Origin of the sequence: Listeria aquatica (assembly GCF_014223975.1) — a bacterium.
Taxonomy (GTDB): Bacteria; Bacillota; Bacilli; order Lactobacillales; family Listeriaceae; genus Listeria; species Listeria aquatica.
On record NZ_JAARRM010000002.1, the window covers coordinates 75,174 to 90,726 of the forward strand.

16 protein-coding genes are annotated in these 15,553 nt (G+C 40.6%); 4 read left to right on the plus strand and 12 right to left on the minus strand.

Features of this window, described 5'->3' with window-relative positions; translation table 11 throughout:
• Nucleotides 1–247: 247 nt before the first annotated feature.
• The 3 genes from HB912_RS06195 to HB912_RS06205 all read left to right on the plus strand — a co-directional run bounded on the left by HB912_RS06195 (nt 248) and on the right by HB912_RS06205 (nt 4,289).
• Nucleotides 248–3,064 (plus strand): sigma-54-dependent transcriptional regulator, encoded by a 2,817-nt coding sequence (locus HB912_RS06195; RefSeq protein WP_185373022.1) that lies wholly within the window; start codon nt 248–250, stop codon nt 3,062–3,064.
• Between the two features lie 168 nt (nt 3,065–3,232).
• Nucleotides 3,233–3,712, plus strand: a complete 480-nt coding sequence (locus HB912_RS06200; RefSeq protein WP_036070886.1) for a mannose/fructose/sorbose PTS transporter subunit IIB — start codon at nt 3,233–3,235, stop codon at nt 3,710–3,712.
• 112 nt (nt 3,713–3,824) lie between these two features.
• Nucleotides 3,825–4,289 (plus strand): DUF986 family protein, encoded by a 465-nt coding sequence (locus HB912_RS06205; RefSeq protein WP_185373024.1) that lies wholly within the window; start codon nt 3,825–3,827, stop codon nt 4,287–4,289.
• Between the two features lie 44 nt (nt 4,290–4,333).
• Here the strand turns inward: HB912_RS06205 and HB912_RS06210 are convergent, their stop codons facing one another.
• The 4 genes from HB912_RS06210 to HB912_RS06225 form a co-directional block, all read right to left on the minus strand.
• Nucleotides 4,334–4,720 carry a hypothetical protein gene (locus HB912_RS06210; protein WP_036070890.1) on the minus strand — a complete coding sequence of 129 codons (387 nt, stop codon included), beginning with the start codon at nt 4,718–4,720 and terminating at the stop codon, nt 4,334–4,336.
• Nucleotides 4,721–4,781: 61 nt separating this feature from the next.
• Nucleotides 4,782–5,954 (minus strand): serine hydrolase, encoded by a 1,173-nt coding sequence (locus HB912_RS06215; RefSeq protein WP_185373026.1) that lies wholly within the window; start codon nt 5,952–5,954, stop codon nt 4,782–4,784.
• A gap of 108 nt (nt 5,955–6,062) precedes the next feature.
• Nucleotides 6,063–6,377, minus strand: coding sequence for a hypothetical protein (locus tag HB912_RS06220; protein ID WP_185373028.1), 315 nt, complete (start codon nt 6,375–6,377; stop codon nt 6,063–6,065).
• Nucleotides 6,378–6,442: 65 nt separating this feature from the next.
• The gene (locus HB912_RS06225) at nt 6,443–7,369 is read right to left on the minus strand and encodes a diacylglycerol/lipid kinase family protein (RefSeq protein WP_185373030.1); all 927 of its coding nucleotides are present in this window, start codon (nt 7,367–7,369) and stop codon (nt 6,443–6,445) included.
• 142 nt (nt 7,370–7,511) lie between these two features.
• On the opposite strand from HB912_RS06225, the gene HB912_RS06230 reads away from it, so the two are divergent.
• A complete protein-coding gene (locus HB912_RS06230; RefSeq protein ID WP_185373032.1) occupies nt 7,512–8,507 on the plus strand; it encodes an acrylyl-CoA reductase family protein in 996 nt (331 codons plus the stop codon).
• 38 nt (nt 8,508–8,545) lie between these two features.
• Here HB912_RS06230 and HB912_RS06235 read toward each other — a convergent pair whose 3' ends face one another.
• The 8 genes from HB912_RS06235 to HB912_RS06270 form a co-directional block, all read right to left on the minus strand.
• A complete protein-coding gene (locus tag HB912_RS06235) occupies nt 8,546–9,196 on the minus strand; it encodes a GntR family transcriptional regulator (protein WP_185373034.1) in 651 nt (216 codons plus the stop codon).
• A gap of 38 nt (nt 9,197–9,234) precedes the next feature.
• Entirely contained in the window at nt 9,235–9,993 is a 759-nt protein-coding gene (locus tag HB912_RS06240; RefSeq protein WP_185373036.1) for an ABC transporter ATP-binding protein, read from the minus strand.
• Between the two features lie 132 nt (nt 9,994–10,125).
• Nucleotides 10,126–10,734, minus strand: a complete 609-nt coding sequence (locus HB912_RS06245) for a PepSY domain-containing protein (RefSeq protein WP_185373038.1) — start codon at nt 10,732–10,734, stop codon at nt 10,126–10,128.
• Between the two features lie 128 nt (nt 10,735–10,862).
• A complete protein-coding gene (gene hflX / locus HB912_RS06250) occupies nt 10,863–12,122 on the minus strand; it encodes a GTPase HflX (RefSeq protein WP_185373040.1) in 1,260 nt (419 codons plus the stop codon).
• A 320-nt stretch (nt 12,123–12,442) separates the two neighbouring features.
• Nucleotides 12,443–13,060: a flavin reductase family protein gene (locus tag HB912_RS06255; protein WP_185373042.1), complete on the minus strand. Its 618-nt coding sequence runs from the start codon at nt 13,058–13,060 to the stop codon at nt 12,443–12,445.
• The gene (locus tag HB912_RS06260; RefSeq protein WP_185373044.1) at nt 13,050–13,670 is read right to left on the minus strand and encodes an alpha/beta hydrolase; all 621 of its coding nucleotides are present in this window, start codon (nt 13,668–13,670) and stop codon (nt 13,050–13,052) included. Before HB912_RS06260 ends, HB912_RS06255 begins: the two co-directional genes overlap by 11 nt.
• An 8-nt stretch (nt 13,671–13,678) precedes the next feature.
• Nucleotides 13,679–14,638 (minus strand): ring-cleaving dioxygenase, encoded by a 960-nt coding sequence (locus HB912_RS06265; protein WP_185373046.1) that lies wholly within the window; start codon nt 14,636–14,638, stop codon nt 13,679–13,681.
• The gene (locus tag HB912_RS06270) at nt 14,639–15,526 is read right to left on the minus strand and encodes a VOC family protein (RefSeq protein ID WP_185373048.1); all 888 of its coding nucleotides are present in this window, start codon (nt 15,524–15,526) and stop codon (nt 14,639–14,641) included.
• Between the last annotated feature and the right edge of the window lie 27 nt (nt 15,527–15,553).

Here is a 15,553-nt window from a genome sequence, read left to right on the forward strand (position 1 = left end):
AATCGTGCTGTTTTTCACAAATAAAGTTCCAAATAATGAGTGATTACTCACTCAAAAGGCGACCCGAAAACACAAATACTATAGACACCCTCATTTTCACACTAATTAGTCGATTTGTAAAGTGAAAACAAAGCGTATTAACATTGACTTTTCTGCCATGAATGCTAAAATAGATACAGAAAAAATAGTGTATCAGACAAATGCAATACACTACTTTAATAATGAGGATTGATGAGGTGAACCATGGATGAAGCGTATTGATAAAATCTTTCACTACTTGAAAGAACAGGGATCAGACAGCAATATCCTTGAACTCGTAGAAAATGGAGAAGGTTTCACGGCTTCTCGCCTCTCAGATGAACTTCAAATTTTACGCAATAATGTCAGCATGGAGCTAAATGAACTGTGCCGCAGAGGTGCACTTGTCAAAATTAATAGCCGGCCTGTTCTCTACTATGATAGGGAATCCCTTGAACAGGCTCTCGGACGTGAGTTAACAGATTCTGAACTCGTTTTTCATTCAGCCGATGAGTTGCTTGTGCTTTTTTCTTCTGAAGAAAGTAAAAAAAGTCCCTTTGAAGATTTGATTGGAGCTGACGCAAGTCTCAAAACTCCGGTGGAACAAGCAAAAGCTGCGATGCTCTATCCACCAAATGGACTACATGCGCTGATACTCGGTCAAACTGGTGTTGGGAAGACTCTTTTCGCCAATTTAATGTATCGTTTTTCTTGTCAAACCAATCGGTTAAGCGAAGAAGCGCCATTTATTGTTTTTAACTGTGCCGATTACTACAATAATCCCCAGCTACTCATGTCTCATATATTCGGACATATTAAAGGGGCATTCACTGGAGCAGAGATAGAAAAAGAAGGACTTGTTGAAAAAGCCAATGGCGGCATTTTATTTCTCGATGAAATTCATCGCCTCCCTCCTGAAGGCCAAGAAATGATCTTTTATTTAATGGATACAGGAACCTTCAATAAATTAGGCGAAACAGAGCGCAAACGTAAATCGGATGTTTTAATCGTTGGTGCTACAACTGAAGACCCTGAATCTTCGTTACTCAAAACATTTGTACGCCGAATCCCCATCACAATTTCACTTCCTTCTTTTGAAGAGCGAACTGCTCGTGAACGTGTTGAACTACTTACACATTTGTTGTCTAACGAAGCTCACCGTGTGAATAAACCGATTCGAATTGAAGATGAAGCTGCGAAAGCTTTAATTGGAAATACCGCATATGGAAATATCGGTCAATTAAAATCCAATGTCCAGCTCGTATGCGCGCAAGGCTTTTTAAATAGCTTTAACCAAAATGATGAAATTGTGATTGATTTTAAAACCTTGCCGATCAATATCAAAGATGGTTTCTTCCACTTTAGCGGGCGACGCAAGGAGCTTCAGGAAATTTCTGAGCACCTCGAACCTTATACAACTATTTTTCCAGAGCAAAGCCGCACTTTTATTACAAGTGATGAATATGAACCGAATTTCAACCTTTACAAAATCATTGAAGACAAAGCCTCTATTTTGATGGATCAGGGCGTTGAGAGTGAAGATATCAAGAAGTTTATTACTATGGATATTGATGTCCACTTGAATAGTTTTTACAACAAATTTAAAAATACCATTCAAACACGAGAAAACATCTTAAAAATTGTGAATGAAGATATTTTAAATTTTGCAGAAGATGTAAGAGACCGCGTGGAACGGCATCTCGGAAAAAAATTAAATGACCGTTTTGCCCTTGCATTTTCACTGCATCTCACTTCTTTCATTAAGCGTGTTGAAAGCAATAAACCGCTGAAATATACAAACATTGAAAACGTTGTTGAAGATAAACCGGAAGCTTACAACATTTCACGGGAAATTAAAGACGAGATTGAAGCTGTTTTCCATATCCGTGTTCCTAATATGGAAGTCCTTTATTTGACGCTTTTAATCAGCTCCCTACTCAAGGATCAGGAAAATTCACGTGTTGCAGTATTAGTGGCTACCCACGGAAACAACACCGCAACAAGCATGGTCAACGTTGCCAAGAAACTGCTTGGGGATGGGCTTGTCGAAGGAATTGACATGCCGCTTGATGAAAGTCCTAAAATTACACTTGATAAATTGACTGAGCGAGCAAAAGAAATGGACATGGGCTGTGGTGTACTACTACTTGTCGATATGGGCTCGCTAACCGGCTTTGCACAAGTGATTACAGAGCGAACTGGGATTGATGTGCGTTCCATTGATATGGTGTCAACAGCAACCGTAATTGAAGCTGTACGTAAATCCAATATCCTAGATACCGACCTTGCCGATATTTACGACGCGTTAAAAGACTTTCGTGGATACGGCGGTTATGCTTCTTCTGATAGCGACTTGCTCGATACAGATGCGAAGCCGCACGCGATTGCGACCATTTGTGCAACCGGGGAAGGCACGGCCGAAAAATTGCAAAGCTTCATTGAAAACATTTTAGAAACCATTACAACTGACCCCATTCGTGTCGTTCCAATCGGCGTTCACGAAAGCGAAAATAAGATGAAAATTTTGATGGAAGAGTATGACGTATTGATGGCCGTAGGAATTGAGAAACCAAATGTACCCGTTCCATTCATCCCGCTTGAAAAGCTGTTCGCAAGCGACGGAGAAGAACAACTCGTGAACCTGATTAAAGGACGGAATGTTTTTGTCAAGAAAAGTGAGACAGGAAGAATTGCCAAGGAAGTCGTTGAAGATAGCCTGAGTGAATTCTTGACCTATTTAAATCCCAAAAAGACCATTGATATTTTAAATACCTTCTTGAAAGTCTTAGAAGAAAACACCGAACCGATCTTAAATAATGCTTTTAAAATCAATTTACTCATCCACATTGGCTGCGCACTTGAACGCATGGTTGTAAACGACGGCCTCATTTACCGCGAAGATCATTCCAATTTCGATCCTGCTGTACTAGATGCCCTTAATAAAGCCAACGAAGCGGTATCCAAGCGATTAAATTTAAGTCTAACAGAGGATGAACTTTATTACATTCACGATATCATCCAAACGATGCCTGCACATTCTATCTAAATAGCCCTCCCCCCTGGGGGCTATTTTTCGCGCGCTAAAATGATAAAGTCTCCTAAGAGAGTTGATTTATCCTGCAGAAATTCATATAATTCAAGAGATACTGATATTTCTAGCCATCCGCTTTAAAAATGATGCGTTGTAACAAATAATGAGGAGGACGATCTACCAATGGATATCCGTCTAGCTAGAATTGACGACCGCTTGATTCATGGTCAAGTAGCCACCGTTTGGACAAAAGAAACAAAAGCGGAGCGAATTATCGTCATAAATGATGCGGTTTCAAGAGATGAATTTAGAAAAACATTGCTTATTCAAGCAGCTCCGCCCGCTGTAAAAGTAAATGTGATAGATGTTGCTAAAGCCATTCGTGTTTACCAAAATCCACAATATGCCACAACCCCTGTCTTACTTTTGTTTACCAATCCTATGGATGTACTTACACTTGTAAAAGCAGGTGTTGCCATCATGTCGGTCAACATTGGCGGGATGGCTTTTCGAGCTGGAAAAAATCAAATTACCAATGCGGTTTCTGTCGACGAAACAGATAAACTCGCTTTTCGCGAACTAGATAAGCGCGGAATCGAACTCGAAATTCGCAAAGTTGCTTCCGATAGCAAAGTGAAGCTGATGCCACTACTCGATAAATGACAGAGAGCGCTTTAAATGGTGAACTTTTCTTTCAAGAGCTTCACCTAGTATGCTACAATAAATTACAACTGATTGATTCAGTAAATTGTGATAGAATGTGAGTGAAAAAATAATGGAATGGTCTGCAACCAATATCTTTCTTTTAATTTTTGCAATTGGAACGGTTCTCTTTATTCTTTATGATCTCGTCGTATTGACTTTTTGGAAGGGAGCTACAAAGCTAAAAGTGAAGCTTCGCTCAAGAGGACGATTTGATGGGTACATATTTTTTGGTTTATTAGTTCTACTTTTCGCATTGAACATTTCACGTAATGGTTCCTTTTCAACGACTGTGTTACTGGGAATTCTAAGCGTTTTGTTTTTCTATATTGCGCTTTTCCGCAAGCCACATGCAATTTTTAAAACAAATGGATTTTTCTATACTTTCATCTTCTTTCCTTACGCACAAATTGAACGGATTAATTTGTCGGAAGACGGTATTCTTGTGATTGAAACAGGACGGTCTCGCTTGATGCTTCATCCGCGCTCAGAAGCCGATTTAGATAAAATGATGAAAGTTATTGCGGAATATAAATAAAATGACGACAAAGGTGCCTAGCAGGGCAAACTTTGTCGTCATTTTTATATACCAACACTTGTTATTTTAATTTCAGGAACAAATAAATCAATGAATTTTCCGTGTAGCTGATCAATATGCTCATCAAATTTGGAATCGAAGCAGATGATGCTTTCTTCTAACCGCAAAACGGCAAACCCATCTTCTTCATAGTCTTCAAGTATGCCTACGATATGAATCTGGTCATCTTGATCGCTTTCTAAAAGACAATGTTTTTCTTCACTTTCATCCACATCATCAAACGTAATCAATTTAGGAATATTGACTTCTACCGTGTACTTTCGCCCGGGATCCGGATCTTCGTCGTCATCCCAAGTTGCAATACATTCCCCAAAATCACTCGTAAAAACAATTCGAGAATCCTGAATCTTGTCTTGAACCTTTATCTCCAATTATCGTTTCCTCCTGTATCTCAAGTTCGAAACTATTATAACACGGTTCCTATAAATCAAGCTAATTTTTATTCATGATCGCTAAAATATCTTGCGTATACTGATAGTCAGACTTAGCTTTTGTTCGAGCATTTGAAAGTAAAATAACAAATTTTTTCCGATCTTTCGTGAAAGCATTTCCTGCCTCATAACCCGCTAAAACTCCTCGAGCTATATAATGATTGCCTAAATCATAGAAACCAAACCCATATTTTCCTGGCCCCTTCTTAAGCATTCGAGCTAGACTTTCTTTTCCAATCAACTTTCCACCCAAAAGCGCATCGTCGAATTTTTTCACATCTTGAACTGCCATGTAAATATCCCCAGCACCAAAAAGTTGTGATAAATCTTGACGAACTGGCGCATTTATCATTTTCCCCTTATCGCGCAAGTAACTTTCCGTGTGCATAAAATTCGTATTGTACGTCATATAAAATCCTGCGCCACTCATCCCCGCCGGAATAAAAATATGCTGTTCCATATAATTTTCAAAGTCTACCCCAGAAATCGTTTGAATCAAATAAGCAATCACTGAATAATTATCATCCGCATATTGCCACTTGCCTGGCTGCGTTTTAATCCCTGCTTTTTCAATTTCACGAATAATTCGATATGGAGTAATCGGATTATTCCCTTCATGCCGCGGTTTCATTCCGGTTGTGTGCCCAAGAAAATTCACAATCTTAATTTTTTGACCGTTTGGAAAGCTCGGAATGTATTTTGCAATTGGGTCATCTAGACGAACCAATCCTTGTTCCACCAGTTGCAAGAACGCAGTTGCGACCATCGCTTTTTGCATGGATCCGATATAATAAACACTCGAAGTCATATTTTTATGTCCATTCGCTAAATCAGAATAGCCATATCCCTTTTCTAAAACAAATTTCCCTTTATCCTCAATATAAACTGAACCAACAAACCCGCTATTTTTCAAATATTCATCTATGGCTTTTTCAGGTACCTCCTTCGCTTTAACCGGATTATCCGGTTTAAGTGGTGTCTTGTTGTTTTTCTTAGCGTCTTTTGAAGCAGCCTTTGTTTTTGCTGTTTCTGCATTTTTGGCTTCATGGGAAGTAATAAACAGCGAAACAAACGATCCAATGCCAATACCTATTAATAAAATAAGGACAAGGCTCCAATAAAATCGTTGTTTTTGTTTCTTTCCTTGCGTTTTCTTTAAGCGAGATTGTGTCACGAAATTTCTCTCCTCCTGTAAATAAATCAAATCCCCCACTTAAATAAATCTAAAAAAGAGGCAAAACTACACTATCGTAGCTTGCCCCCCTAATTTAAGTTTATCTCATTACTTGGAACGCTCTCCAAGCTGTTTCGAAATGGTACCCAACCACTTCTTTTGTCGATTAACCACAAACTGATAAACCGTACCGTCATTCAGTTCGATTTCAATGAGATTAGCCAAAACTGCCAGACCAAAAAACTTTGTCTTTTTTCCAGAAAATCGGGCTATCTCTTCCAATTTTATCTCTATTTTGTCGTCGAATGCTTCGTTAGGCTGATGAACAATACTCTCCGAAGTCAAGTACAGCTTTCCCGGCGCTGCCTTTGATTTCGTTTTGACATTAGCAAGACCTTTGTAAAGAACCTCACGCTCTGTCACGACTCATCCACCTTCTTTCACTCGTCGTGATTTTATTTTACCAGATTGAAGCAAAAGATTCACTATTAAAATGCCTTAAAAAAACTTTTTTTCTTCTTGCCCCCTTCTGGAACAAAAAGATTCAAATGACTTGGAAAAACTTTAATTTCAACTGGCAAAGCAGGACCAGAATCCCCGTCCACATTTACCGACAAATCCTCACCAGAAGCATCAATTGTAAGATGTTTCGTTTGATAATATTCCACACCCTCATTATTTTGCAAGCTTCCTTTAACAAGTTGAGGAAGCATACCCGCTGCATCAAACAAACCTAATTTTGTAAGCACGAAAACATGTAATAAACCATCATCAAGTTTAGCATCAGGCGCCCAGTTTTCCATTCCGCCAACAGAATTTGTTAATCCCGCGACAACAAGAGCCGCATCTCCGTCGAAATGTCCTCCATCATAGTCAAGCTTAAACTGTAGCAATTCATGACGGCTAAAAGCTTTAAGCCCCTCCACAAAATAAGCAATCGAACCAAATTTAGTTTTTTGTTCCACACTCACTTGGTCAACCGCTTGCGCAATCATCCCGACAGCAAGTACATTCATAAAGAAGTGGTCTTCAATTTTACCAACATCCATCGGCTTCAAAATAGCCGTTTCAAGCATCTTAATCGCTTTTTTCGGCTTAAGCGGGATCCCCGTTGACCTCGCTAAGTCATTCACCGTTCCAAGTGGAATAAAGCCAAACGCTGGTCGCTTTTCATGAATCGAAAGACCGTTAATCACTTCATTTAACGTTCCGTCTCCTCCCATCGCAATAACCGCATCGAAATTTTGTTCAGCCGCAAGCGAAGCAAAATCCGTTGCATCTCCACCTTTTTCTGTTCGCTTTACAACCACTTCACTAAATCGCTTTAGCAAAGTTTTTTCTGCTTTGTCCGCATAGCCTTCCGCTTTTTCTTTCCCGGAGGATGGGTTCACAACAAGCATCACTTTTGTTGTCATCACTTTCACTTCCTTTAGTCGCAATTCGTCTTTATTATACATGCTAATAGCGCAGAAAAACAACTCTTGGTAAAAGCTCTAACTTGAATATTTTTAGAACGAGCGCTACATTAAAGTTAGAGAAAATTGAAGGAGGAATACCATGACTGCATTTCGCGCTTTATTTGTTGATCAAAAAAAACCTGAAGAAACGTGCCTTGAAATCAAGTCTATCCAACTTGATGACCTACCCGAAGGCGATGTCACGATTCGTGTTCACTATTCGGGCATTAATTACAAAGACGGACTAGCCACACTTGCAAATGGCAACATTGTCAAAAACTATCCCTTCATTCCTGGAATCGATGCTGCAGGCGTTGTCATTGCTTCAAGCGACCCCGAATTTAAAGAAGGCGATCCCGTTATCGTCACAAGTTATGGACTCGGCGTAAGCCACTTTGGCGGATACAGTGAATATATTCGCGTACCAAGTAAATGGGTCGTGCCTCTCCCAGACGGACTCACACTACGCGAAGCTATGATTTATGGAACGGCTGGATTTACAGCAGCCATGAGCGTCTTAGCCCTTCAAGACCACGGAGCAGAACCACAAGACGGGAAAGTTGCCGTAAGCGGTGCAACAGGAGGCGTAGGAAGCTTTGCAACCGCAATTCTCTCAGAGTTAGGATTTTCAGTTGTCGCTTCTAGCGGGAAACAAGGGCGTGAAGACTACCTCGCAAAGCTCGGAGCAGATGAAGTCGTATCTCGAGAAGCCTTTCAGCCAGAAAAATTACGTCCCCTTGATAAAGAGCAGTTTGCCCATGCGATTGATTGCGTCGGCGGAAAACCGCTTAGCTACTTGCTAAGCACAACTAAATACGGCGGAAGTGTAACTACTTGTGGTATGTCGGCCGGATACCAATTAAACACAACCGTTTATCCGTTCATATTGCGTGGCATCCATCTACTTGGTATTGATTCCGTTTATTGCCCGTATCCGCGTCGAAAAGAAGTTTGGCATCATATCGCGACAGACTTCAAACTAGATTCACTACTGGATTGGGTAACAACTGAAATTACACTTCAAGATCTTCCAGAAGCGCTTGAAAAAAATATCCAAGGTGGCATTTTAGGGCGCTATCTTGTCAGACTCATTTAAAAGCTAAAAAACCGAGATCCTTTTTGGATCTCGGTTTTTTAGCGATAAGCAGATAAAATTTGCCGCTCCGTAATTTGATCAACAACTTCAAGCGCCTTAAAATAGTTTTCCTTCCTAATTGAAAAAAGAATCTGTTCAATACCTTTCACAAAGTCTTTTCCAGAGTTTTCAATAATCGAAAAAACTTCCGCCGTCCCAAATTGTTGCACTTTCACAGAAAAGTCTTCCACAATTTCTAAGTAGCAATCATTTTTCAAATAAAAAATAAATTCAAGCAAGACCGATTTGCCATAATAAAAGTAAGCTCTTTCCCTCTTACTTTCAAGCGCCCAATCCAGCTCCAGCCGTTTTTCTTCAAACCGCTTATAATTAATTGGTAACTTTTTCACTTCAATGCGACGAATGGCGTGCTTTAAAAATAAGCCCAGCACGTCGAGCATTTCAATATAATCGTCTTTCGTCAGCCGACTATCTGCAACAACAGCTCCTCGATATTCCGTATTTTCAACAAAGCCATCCACCGTAAGCATCGAAATCGCTTTTCGAACCGGTGTCCGACTAATATTCATTTCCTTCGAAATCTTTGTTTCAATCAACCGTTCACCCGGCTGATAGAAGCCATTTTGAATTCTTTCTTTTAACTCCCTGTAACATATCGTCTCCATCGTTTCTCTTCGTTTGTTTTCCATCTCCAAGCTCCTTCTCTCTTTACCTGACTGAAATAACTTCATAAAAAGGATTTTGAATCAATAATTTCCTGCAAAAACGGGTTTTCCTGTACTTTCTTTTCGACTATCCGAAAAGGATCATAATCCGTGTTCTCCCTGGCACGAAGTACAGTTTGAATGTAAATCACCGTTTGAATCATTTGCTCTGCTTGCCGTGTATCCCTTCCAAAAAGATACCGCAACGCTCTTTCAAGCAAAAGAACCAAATAGAAGAATAGAGTCGCCGCTAACAAAATAACAAGCACAGCTAACAACCGGTTCCAGCTCTCGTCTAGGTCAAACAAAAAGCTACCGCCATATATCGCCAAAAATGTCGCAATAAAAATCTTAAAAATAAGACCCATTACACTTTTTTTCTTATCCGTAACCCCCGTTTTCGCTTCCGAGCGAATAAACGAAATCAGTTCAGAAAGCTCAGCACGCGTTTCAAATCCATTTTTTGCTAGATACCCGTAAAAAAGATAATCCTTCATTTTTTGCAATTCCTTAAAGCTTCTCAGTTGAAATTTAACACGAATCAATCGTTTTGCCCGCAAGTGAATCAACAAATAAAAAAAGAGGATTGCAAGAATGGCATCAAGCAAAAGCACAAACCAAACGACTCCTGAGCTCAATAAATAAAAAACGGCGACTGTTCCTAAAAAGAGCAACATTAAAAGAACAAAGTAGCCTACCCAAAAGCCCTTCATAAAACTAAATATTAAATTCCAATTTCCAAGTTTTTTATGATAAAATGCGAATAACTTTGTCAGTCCCACCGCTTACACTCTTTTCTAATTTCAACTATCTTCAGTTTAACATGGAACAGCAAGTGAGAAAAGAAGTAAACAAAAAAACACGCCATATGTTGTACATTCCCCCTACAACATATGAAGTGTTTCTTTGACTCATCAATGCGGGTCTACAGAAAGAACCTTTCCAGTTTTCGCATTAATTCGAACTTCGCTATCATCTGAACCTGTTTCCACCGACACATCATAAACCGTATCCTGATAAGAACGATCCAGCTCTATAGAAGAAACAGGGCCATCCACCTCAGCAACCGCTTTTTTCATTGCATCGCTTTCCGAAATCAAGCCCTTCAAATCAAGTTTTTCTTGATCTAGTTCCTGCTTGTCTTCGTTATCAACAGCTTCTTTCTGATCTTCTAGCACTTCTTTCGATTCAGCATCAAGCTTTAACTTATACTCATTTTGATCATCCATACCTTCTACCGAATAAATGATCCGACCGCTATCTTCTTCAAGTTCCACAGAAGTAATCACTGCATTTGCATACTTATCTTCAAATTGCTTAATAACATCTTGAAACGATAAACTTAGCTTTTTCCCATTTAAATCATTCGAAGATTGATTCCCTGTTGTACTCTTTTGTTCAGATTTCGTCGTGTTCGTCCCGTTCGAATTTCCTCCATGATCATCATGGTCATCGTCATTTCCGCAAGCTCCTAGTAATGCAAGTGCCACTACTGGAACCGCTAAAAGCCCCCACTTTTTCATCATATCCCTCCGTATCTCAAGTATCGTACTTTACTAGTATACAAAATCTCCTGCTAATTTCCATCCGTTTTGAGTCCCGTTTGAGTCTAGGTCTTCAGTCCTAAAAGCAGGAGAAAGCTTACACTTCATTAAGAAACTCGCCATCTAAATTTTTTCAAACGCTCCTGATCAACCGGGCTCAGCTCTACCTCGACTTTCGTTCCCTCATTCAAATATTCCTCCGAAAGAACATTCGCTTTATCGTTCAAATAAGCTACCACTTGCCCCTCTTCAAAAGGAATTAAAAGCGTCACCTTTTTATATCCCGTAAAAATTCGCCTTTTCACCGTTTCTGCAAGCTCAAAAAGACTCGCCTCATCACGTGCTGAATAAACCAGTGTATCTCCCGCAAGAACCGGGTAGTTTTCCTCCGCAATTTTATCCGCCTTGTTGTATGCAAACAACACCGGAATCCCCTCAACGCCGACCTCTTTTAGCGTACGTTCCGTAGTTTCAATCATCGTTTGATAATTTGGATCCGAATAATCAACAACATGAATCAACAAATCTGCATCCCTAGCTTCTTCTAGTGTCGATCGAAAAGCTTTCACTAAATGCGTGGGTAGCTTACTGACAAATCCAACAGTATCCGTCAGTAAGAAACGTTTATGATCCGGAAGAACAATTTCACGAACACTCGTTTCAAGTGTTGCAAACAGCATATCCTTTTCAAATACTTGCTTGTGTTCACTGGTACTAAAACCCGCAACAAGTCCATTCATTGTAGTTGATTTCCCAGCATTCGTATAACCAACAAGGGAAACCACCGGGATTTCGTTTTTCTTTCTTTTCCTGCGTCTTGTTTCTCGTTCAGCAACAATCGCATCTAATTCCTTCGTTAACTTGCTGATCCGGTCTTTAATAATCCGCCGATCTTGCTCGAGTTTCTTTTCACCAGAACCACGATTTCGTAAACCTGAACCACCGCCTTGTTGATCGAGCGACTCGCCCTCCCCGATCATTCGTGGCAGTTCATATTTTAACCTTGCAATTTCTACCTGCAATTGAGCTTCACGAGTTTTCGCGCGTTCTGCAAAAATGGAAAGAATGAGCGCCGTCCGGTCAATAATCTGAAACCCCGTTGCATCTTCTAAGTTCCGAATTTGCGAACCTGTTAATTCATCATTTAAAACAAAAGCCTCTGCTTCTTGCATCTCACCTAGTTGTTTTAACTCTTCAAGCTTTCCCTTTCCAACATACGTTGCCTTATGAGCACTATCTAAGTTCTGCCTCACTTCATCGACTACTTGATAGTGATTCGCTTCTGCCAAATTGCGCAGTTCAAGCATTGTGTACTCGAAATCCTTCTCTGATCCACTAACACCAACTAAAATAACTTTTTTATTCATAAAAAAATGACCTCCTGAAAAATTTTTTCAGTGCGGTCAGGACATTCCCTATTTCTTCTTAAAAGAAGACACAAAAAAAGAAGAGTCGAAATCGTCTCTCCCTAGAATTATAGTTCAGTTTAGTTCCAAATAGGGTCACAAAATGTGATAGACAGGTCCCGTTCCATACCAAAAAAACTTGGTACTCCGCACTATTCAATTAGCGGTTAACATTCACTTTGGAACGAAGTCTATACAGCCACATAATTTGCAAACCCTCCTAACATTTTAGATAGCCCCATTCTAACATGAGGAAACTAAAAAAACAAGGCACTCAGAAATTAATCTGGGCGCCTAATCGTATAGCGCTCACCAAGCCTAGCATAATCGTTCCCACTAAGTCGCGAAACTACATCCAAAAATTCTGGTAAAATATACTCTTTTTCTTCATCAAACACATCACTTGAAAAATCATAGCGAACCACCCGGGCAATTAGCATATCCGCCGTTACAACACCAGCGTCATTATGAATCTCGATGCTTTTTTCAAGCGAGGCAAGTAGTTTGATCTTTGCCTCCTCAATTTGCGGAGTAGCAAACCCATTTACTCGTTCAAGATGAAGCGAAGTTCGGTCGAGTTCACTTTCATCCGAATTTAATCGAGCTGCCGTTTCATTCATATCTGAAACAAAAGACTCACTAACGATATGAATAATCAATTCACCATTTTGTTCTGCATTTCGTGACGTATCTTTTCTCACACCGTCCGCCCGCTGCACCGCAATCGAGACAAGCGGCGGATCACTCGAAACCACGTTAAAAAAACTAAACGGAGCTGCATTTACTGTATTTCCGTCCACAGAAAGCGTTGTGACAAAAGCAATCGGTCGCGGAATGATCGAACCACTCAAGAACTTGTAATTTTGCTTAGGTGAAATCTTATCAGCATCAAATTGCATACTTATCACCACTAAGTTTTTGATACCAATCCCGAGCACCTTCCAGTTCCGGCATCGTTAACTGATGTCCCGAAACCGTCCACATCGTTTCAACGGACGCTCCCCGGCTCTCTAGTTCGCGTCCAAGTGTCGTAGATGCAGCTTGCGTAACAATTGGATCATTCATTCCCGCTGTGAGAAACACACGGCGGTGCGAAATATTAAACGTATCCGGGTCATTTCCAGCAGGCATCGCATGAAACAAAATCCCGTAATGAAAACCCTCTTCTTCCTGCAAGAGCGCATTAGCCGCAATATTAGCGCCATTCGAATATCCAAGGGCCACAAAATCGTTAAAGACCAAATCATATTTTTCAGCAAGCCGGTTCGTTTCACTAAGCAATTCCTTCGTTTTTCCTGCTAAATCCACTAAATCGAAAGAACCATCCGCAAACCGTTTAAAAAACCGGTTCGCGCCATTTTCTGAAACGTCTCCTCGAAGCGAAAGAATAGGGGCATCCGGTGCAACAAATTGTGCGACATCAACCAGTGAGTGTTCATCGCCTCCTGTTCCGTGCAACAATAATATAGGAGGGAGGCTTGCTTTCCCAGCAATAAAAAGATGTTCCATTTCGAAAATCAGCTCCTTTTAGTATCAAGCGGACGCACGTATGCCTCGATTTCATAACGTTTTGCTTCCAAAAATGGTGGTAAACTTAGTTTTTCGCCTAAAGTTTCATAGGGTTCATCACCCATGAAACCAGGACCATCCGTTGCAAATTCAAACAAAATTTGACGACTTGCAGGCATATAAAGCGATTCAAAATAGTAGCGATCCACAAAACCACTGTTTGGCGCTTGGAATGTATTAATTCGATCGATCCATTTCAGCAATTCTTCATGGTCTTCTACTCGGAAAGCCACATGGTGAACACCACCATAACCTTGCATAGCAAGTGGTAAATCTGTTCTTTCTTCCACAAATACAGAAGCCCCGTTTCCGCCTTCTCCCACTTCATAAAGATGCAATCCATTTTCTTCTTTCACATGAGTGAACCCAAGCACAGCCTTTAAGACCGCATCCATGTTCTCAAGCGAAGTCACCGTAAGCTTCACAGGTCCTAATCCATAAATGGCATATTCAAGCGGAACAGGCCCATTTTGCCACGGCACACCAGCCGCCACACCATGATCTGTTTGATCCGAAATCAATTGCAATTTTTGTTCATCAAAATCTTCAAAAGTTAAGACTTTTTTCCCAAACACCGTTTCAATTTCGCCATGAGTGACATCTAGTTTACGAAAACGTTCCTTCCAATATTCAAGCGCCGCGTCACTTGGAACACGGAATGAAGTTAGCGAAATGCTATCCGTTCCAGCTCGACCTTTCGGCAAATCAGGAAAATCAAAAAACGTCATATCCGTTCCAGCATTTCCTGCGTCATCCGCAAAAAACAAGTGATAAGTGGCAATATCATCTTGGTTAACTGTCTTTTTCACAAGACGCATCCCCAAAATATTCGTAAAGAAATCATAATTTTTTTCTGCACTGCTCGTCATCGCAGTTACATGGTGAATCCCTCGTAAATCCTTCAACATTTAAATCCCTCCAAAATAAGATTCAATCTCCGCTCGTTTTGCTTCCAAAACCGGTGGTAAACTGAGCGTTGATCCTAACTCATCCAACTTTTCATCGAGCGTAAAACCCGGTTCAAGGCTAGCAAATTCAATGCGCCCGAAACCCGGATCCCGCAAATAAAGACTCTTAAAATAGCCACGATCTGCTAGCTCTTCCACAACAAAACCCTTGCGCATTGCCGAGGCATGTAGCCTATCAACTTCCTCTTTCGACCGAAGCGCGTAAGCAATATGATCGATTGCCCCACGACCAAACCGCGTTTTTTCAGCAAGAACATTCGGTATTATTTGGGTAAAACTACCCGCCTTGTCATCCGACAGGTGCCCTGCTTCACCTTGAAAACCAATCTCCCTCAACCACTTTTCCGTCTCCAAGGGAACATTCGTACAAATCTCCACTTGGACAATCCGAATAATTTGTTCCTCTTGACGAATATCACTATGACGAGTCGCTAGCTTCGCGCTAATCACTTCAGAAATCTCCATGAGACGCAGTTTCATTCCATCCGGATCATCTAACAAAATCCCAGTTTCATCACGCTCGAACAAATAACCATAACGATCAAGTCGTCTTTCCCAAAAAGCAAGACTACCGGCAGGAACGCCTAAAGAAACTCTGCCAAAATAATGAGCACCTTCATACGTGTGTCCAATCCGCGGAATTTCAAAAAACGTTAAAACCGTTCCAGGTGTACCCGCATAATCCCCATAAAACAAATGGCGCATCTTTAAATTTGTTTGGTTAACCGTATTTTTCACCAAACGATAACCGAGAATGTCTTGATAAAAATGATGTGTCGTCTCAAAATCCTTGATAAATGCAGAAATATGGTGGATACCTTGTATCATGTTCCCCCCCTCCTTCTATACTTGATG

Coding starts and splice junctions, on each gene's coding strand:
- HB912_RS06195 (WP_185373022.1), top strand. CDS start 248: ATGAAGCGTATTGATAAAATCTTTCACTACTTGAAAGAACAGGGATCA.
- HB912_RS06200 (WP_036070886.1), top strand. CDS start 3,233: ATGGATATCCGTCTAGCTAGAATTGACGACCGCTTGATTCATGGTCAA.
- HB912_RS06205 (WP_185373024.1), top strand. CDS start 3,825: ATGGAATGGTCTGCAACCAATATCTTTCTTTTAATTTTTGCAATTGGA.
- HB912_RS06225 (WP_185373030.1), bottom strand. CDS start 7,369: ATGACAACAAAAGTGATGCTTGTTGTGAACCCATCCTCCGGGAAAGAA.
- HB912_RS06230 (WP_185373032.1), top strand. CDS start 7,512: ATGACTGCATTTCGCGCTTTATTTGTTGATCAAAAAAAACCTGAAGAA.
- HB912_RS06235 (WP_185373034.1), bottom strand. CDS start 9,196: ATGGAAAACAAACGAAGAGAAACGATGGAGACGATATGTTACAGGGAG.
- HB912_RS06245 (WP_185373038.1), bottom strand. CDS start 10,734: ATGAAAAAGTGGGGGCTTTTAGCGGTTCCAGTAGTGGCACTTGCATTA.
- hflX (WP_185373040.1), bottom strand. CDS start 12,122: ATGAATAAAAAAGTTATTTTAGTTGGTGTTAGTGGATCAGAGAAGGAT.
- HB912_RS06255 (WP_185373042.1), bottom strand. CDS start 13,060: ATGCAATTTGATGCTGATAAGATTTCACCTAAGCAAAATTACAAGTTC.
- HB912_RS06260 (WP_185373044.1), bottom strand. CDS start 13,670: ATGGAACATCTTTTTATTGCTGGGAAAGCAAGCCTCCCTCCTATATTA.
- HB912_RS06265 (WP_185373046.1), bottom strand. CDS start 14,638: ATGTTGAAGGATTTACGAGGGATTCACCATGTAACTGCGATGACGAGC.
- HB912_RS06270 (WP_185373048.1), bottom strand. CDS start 15,526: ATGATACAAGGTATCCACCATATTTCTGCATTTATCAAGGATTTTGAG.